At 60.6% G+C, this 4,251-nt stretch carries 6 protein-coding genes; 5 read left to right on the top strand and 1 reads right to left on the bottom strand.

The annotated features are described in order from the left end of the window. Both BM333_RS15510 and BM333_RS15505 read left to right on the top strand, forming a co-directional pair. On the top strand, positions 1-265 hold a 265-nt coding region (locus BM333_RS15510; protein ID WP_245777198.1), incomplete at its 5' end, for an integrase core domain-containing protein. A gap of 75 nt (positions 266-340) precedes the next feature. Continuing rightward, on the top strand, positions 341-1,003 hold the full coding sequence (locus tag BM333_RS15505; protein WP_092313862.1) for an SIMPL domain-containing protein: 663 nt from the start codon (positions 341-343) through the stop codon (positions 1,001-1,003). A 107-nt stretch (positions 1,004-1,110) separates the two neighbouring features. On the opposite strand, the gene BM333_RS15500 is transcribed toward BM333_RS15505, so the two are convergent. Further along, entirely contained in the window at positions 1,111-1,443 is a 333-nt protein-coding gene (locus tag BM333_RS15500; RefSeq protein ID WP_143105871.1) for a hypothetical protein, read from the bottom strand. Positions 1,444-1,569: 126 nt separating this feature from the next. On the opposite strand from BM333_RS15500, the gene BM333_RS15815 reads away from it, so the two are divergent. The 3 genes from BM333_RS15815 (at position 1,570) to BM333_RS15810 (ending at position 3,969) form a co-directional block, all read left to right on the top strand. Next, entirely contained in the window at positions 1,570-2,025 is a 456-nt protein-coding gene (locus tag BM333_RS15815; protein WP_143105870.1) for a hypothetical protein, read from the top strand. A 223-nt stretch (positions 2,026-2,248) separates the two neighbouring features. Beyond that, a complete protein-coding gene (locus tag BM333_RS15495) occupies positions 2,249-2,707 on the top strand; it encodes a Ros/MucR family transcriptional regulator (RefSeq protein ID WP_092313856.1) in 459 nt (152 codons plus the stop codon). 698 nt (positions 2,708-3,405) lie between these two features. Then, complete coding sequence (locus BM333_RS15810; RefSeq protein ID WP_143105869.1) at positions 3,406-3,969, top strand: hypothetical protein; 564 nt, start codon at positions 3,406-3,408, stop codon at positions 3,967-3,969. The last annotated feature ends 282 nt before the right edge of the window (positions 3,970-4,251 follow it).

The following is a 4,251-nucleotide window of genomic DNA, read 5'->3' as shown; positions in this document are numbered from 1 at the left end:
CGACGAGGCCAACGTCGGCTGGCACTACATCGCGCCGGGCAAGCCCCAGCAGAACGGCTTCAACGAGAGCTTCAACGGCCGTCTACGGGACGAGCTGCTGAACGAAACTCTGTTCCGGTCGCTGCCACACGCCCGCATCGTGCTGGAATCCTGGCGGCGCGACTACAACGAAGCCCGGCCGCACTCCAAGCTCGGCTGGCTGACGCCAAAGGCCTATGCCGAGGCGCTTGACCGGAAAGATCGGCCGGCCTGCTGCGCTGGTTGATGGCTGCGCAGACCGGCCTCTTGCCAACCCCAACAACCCCAGCTCAGATCAACTACGGACTCTTGTTATGGCTGGATGAGAAACGGGGGTCACGTCAGCGCGCTTGGCCTGCCGAACGACGAGGTCCTGTTGCAGGTCAGCGCGACCGGTAAGGCTGAAGCCGCACCCGACGAAGCGTTGCTGACCCTGGGTGTCAGCACGAGCGGTGGAACCGCCGCTGCGGCCAGTGCGGAAAACAGCGTGGTCATGGGCCGCGTCACCGACGCCTTGCGGGCTCTCGGCATCACGCCTGAGAACATCCAGACTCGCTCCGTCACGCTGAACCGCATCGACTACGGTCCCGAGCGCGGACGCTACCAAGCGGCGAACATGGTCGAGGTTCGCATCAGGGATGTCGCAAAGGCCGGTCCCGCTATCGCCGCTGCCACAGAAGCGGGCGGCAATATTGTCTCGGGACCTGATTTGAGGGTGGCGGACCCGAGCGCGACTGACAACGTCGCCTACGCCGCCGCCTACCGCGCCGCACGTCTTCGAGCTGATGCGTATGCTAAGGCCGCTGATCTTCGGGTGAGGCGGGTGTTGGCGATCCGCGACGGCGAAACCAGCGTTTCTCCGATCTACAACATGCGCCAGGGACGAGAGGTGACCGTTCAGACGGTAGCGCCTCCGCCTGTGGTGATGCAGGGCGTGAATACGCGCGAGGTTCAGGTCCACGTCGATTTTGCGCTAGGCCGATAGCAGGGCGTCAGCGGTATCTGGGACCGGTGGCTCTGTCCGCTTAGCGCCCTCAGGCGAGGGTCTGCTCCCGACCCATTGCGGTCTTAGACCGATATAGACCGATCGGACTACCGTTGCGCCGCCTGCAATCGACGGAGACCGGCATGAGCAGCCAGAAGAGCAAGGCTCCAGAAGACTGCGTTGATCAGGAATGGAGGCCAATCGAACCGATCAGCGGCAAACCAAACCTCCATGATGTCGGCGGTGCGGACGACCGACATACCGAGATAGTCGCGCACAAACATCAGGGGCCAGCCGGTTGCGACGACGGCGCACCCTGACTCACATCCCATGATTTCCGGATAAACAGCCGAGGCCGAACGCTCTCCGACGAACGTGGACAACAGCGTCAGCATCGTTCCGGCAACGCAATACAAGGACAGGGTAAGAGCAGCCTTCATGCCCACGGCGTATGGTCGGCGAAGCGGGCCGTCAACGTCCGCATCCCACCCTTAAGCGACGGTCCGCTCCCGACCCGTTGCGGACGTTCAACTTGGCTCGATGGGCGAGGCATGTTTTGTCGTCACATGATCGAAGCCTTGATCGCCTTCAGCCTACTTGCCGCGCAGGATCGAAGTGATTTCTGGGTCGTCACGCACGCCGACGCTCGCGAAGCCACAGCGATCAACGTCGGGTTCGCCTTCGTTCCTGAAGGTCAGGATTTCGTCCTCGCAACCGCATACACCGTTCATCGGAACGGCACGGCAGCTAGCCGGTGGACGACCCCGGCTTATACGCTGGAGTTCTTGGCGTTCCGGTGTGTCGACCGCACCTATCGGCTGCGACGCTCCCAGACGTGGAGCGGCGTAGCGGACCCAGTCGGTCCTCATGAACCGGACGGACCTTTCACAAGCGTCTGGCTCGATCCCAAGCGAGCGGCACAGGCTGACGCCGTGTGCCAACCACGGTCCAATCACACGGAGGGCTTCCGAAGCTACTTCGACTTCATGCGAGCCTACGGACTTGTCGACCGCAAGGAGTGACCGCTTTCCACCCTCAGGGGACATTCAGCACGTCCGCTTCTGGCTGAGGCGCCCACGCCAGTGCAATCCTTGCAATGGCTCGCCACACGAAGTGGGATTTCGTAGCGCGTCTAAGCCTCCTCTGCGGAAGGGGGTGGCTGACGAGATTGCTGAAGTTCAACAGCCATTGATCCTCTCTAAGACCAAGCGCACGGTCGGGTGCTAGTGAGTCTTGGAGAGAGATATGGCTGAGGACGAACTGAACGAACTTCGCGGGATGACGGTCGAACTTGCGGCTGCCTATGCGTCCAATACGAACGTTCGGCTCGACCCCGAGGACTTTCAGAAGCTGATCCGAGACACGTTCGCGACACTCAGCGGCTTGACCACCGCTCAGGCGGAACAGGAGCCCGCGGAGACCACCGCGCCCAAGAGCAAGGCCGAAATCCGGAAGTCGATCACGCCGGATGCGCTGATCAGCTTCGAAGATGGTCGGCCCTACAAGACGCTGAAGCGTCACCTAACGGTGCGGGGCCTCAGCCCGGCTGAATACCGGGAGAAGCATGGCCTGCCGGCGGACTACCCAATGGTCGCCCCGAACTACAGCGCCGCGCGAAGCCAGATGGCGAAGAGGCTAGGACTAGGGCAAAAGGGGCGGTTGTCGAATGCGGTGCTGAAGCCGTCTGGAGGGAGGGCCTCTTAGCGGCGCTCTATTCTAAGTTAGTAAGCAACAACGGGTGTGATTGTGAAAAGTCGGTACGATTCGCGGTTGATCGACCCAGACCCGTTCATGATCGCTTCACTAGCGTTGGGAGCAGTTAGCGCCGTGTTCGGTGCAGTCCAGTCGTACAAGGCGATCTGGCCGAGCCCTGCTCCGGCAACGAAAGCGAACCACCGACCGCACCAGCTAGAGCAGCTCGGACACCTCGAGTCGCACATCGAGAGGCTCACCGCCGCTGTGAACAGGCTCAGCCGCGCTATTGAGCGCCACGCATCGGACGCTGAGGCTCAATTCTATGACGCCCCCCTTCGAATAGGACACACCAGCTTGCTGGTGTCAGAAGTGGGGCTCAAAGAGCTAGCGGCGGGATACTCGGAGGGGGCGCTAGAAGTCGCGGGAATATTCCGCTGGCTTACCATTATCCAAACGACTAACCCCGACCTTGCCTACCGCCTCGGAGAGAGTCTGAACGAGCCACTCTCGCGAGTTACTGAGCGGATCAACGATGCACTCGCCCGCGGAGCTCCCATTCGGATCGTGCTTGCGGAGCTCCGTGCAACTCTTGGAGCGCTTGCTCAAGCAATCGAAGTTGAGATCGGGCGTTCGGGAAACTGAGGATTCTTGACACCCAATAACTGCGGCGGAACCGCATTGCATAAGAGAGACGGAGGGGGCTCCCGATGGAGAAGTGGCTTACCAGCACTGTTCCCGGAATTGTCATCTTGGGAGCTGCGGGCAGTATACTCGCACTGGGTGTCCTGTATGCCTTCCGACTCATACCCGTACCGCTCAAGTGGCACCGCAAGCGCTCGCGAAAGCAAGCTTTCATGTTGGGCTATGCGGCTGCGATTATTGATGATGACCAGACCGGACGCCAGCTAATAAGCTATCTCAGTTTTCATTTATCACTGCTGATGATATATCTCACATCATTCTTGTTTTCAGGGATAGCGTTCCTCGCGATTATTTCTCTGCAAACGGAGACGGCGCTTACGTGGGGAACGTTTCTCTCTTCAACCGCGGCTTTTACGTTGGTGTATTTGTCTGCGTTCCAGTTTGAGTTCATATACAGAACCTACCTGTTTCTTTGGAAGCAGCCGATTAGGCAAGCGAAGGAGGGATACCTCCAGCTTCTCGCGCGGGACCAAGGTTCTGTCGAGGGAGCGCAGTCTTCGGAGGTTGTGGCTGATGCCAAAACCGCTCCGGTTCCGACGAGAAGCCGCTCCGCTCGCGAAGGGGACTGACTTTATCCCTTAGGCGCAGGCCCCTCGCGATCTAAGATCGCCGCCGGCGACTCGACAGACCGCAGCCGTTCCTGTCACGCATGACCCCTCTCATGCGAGGCTGGATTTTGCAGCGCGTTTTGGCTCCCTGCGGGAAAGGGGGGGCGGACAAGATTGCTGGAACTCGTTCTGACCACTGCCCCTGCGGCCGGGTCAGGCGCTCCTCCTAACCTCAGAAGCGATCCGCTGAAGAAGCCGCCCCGGCTCGAGGCCCAAGGCGTCAGCTAGGAGGCAGAACTCGAC

It is taken from the genome of Brevundimonas viscosa (assembly GCF_900116065.1).
Classification (GTDB): domain Bacteria; phylum Pseudomonadota; class Alphaproteobacteria; order Caulobacterales; family Caulobacteraceae; genus Brevundimonas; species Brevundimonas viscosa.
Note: the sequence above shows the minus strand (reverse complement) of the source record. Positions and strands in the feature narration are given on the sequence as shown.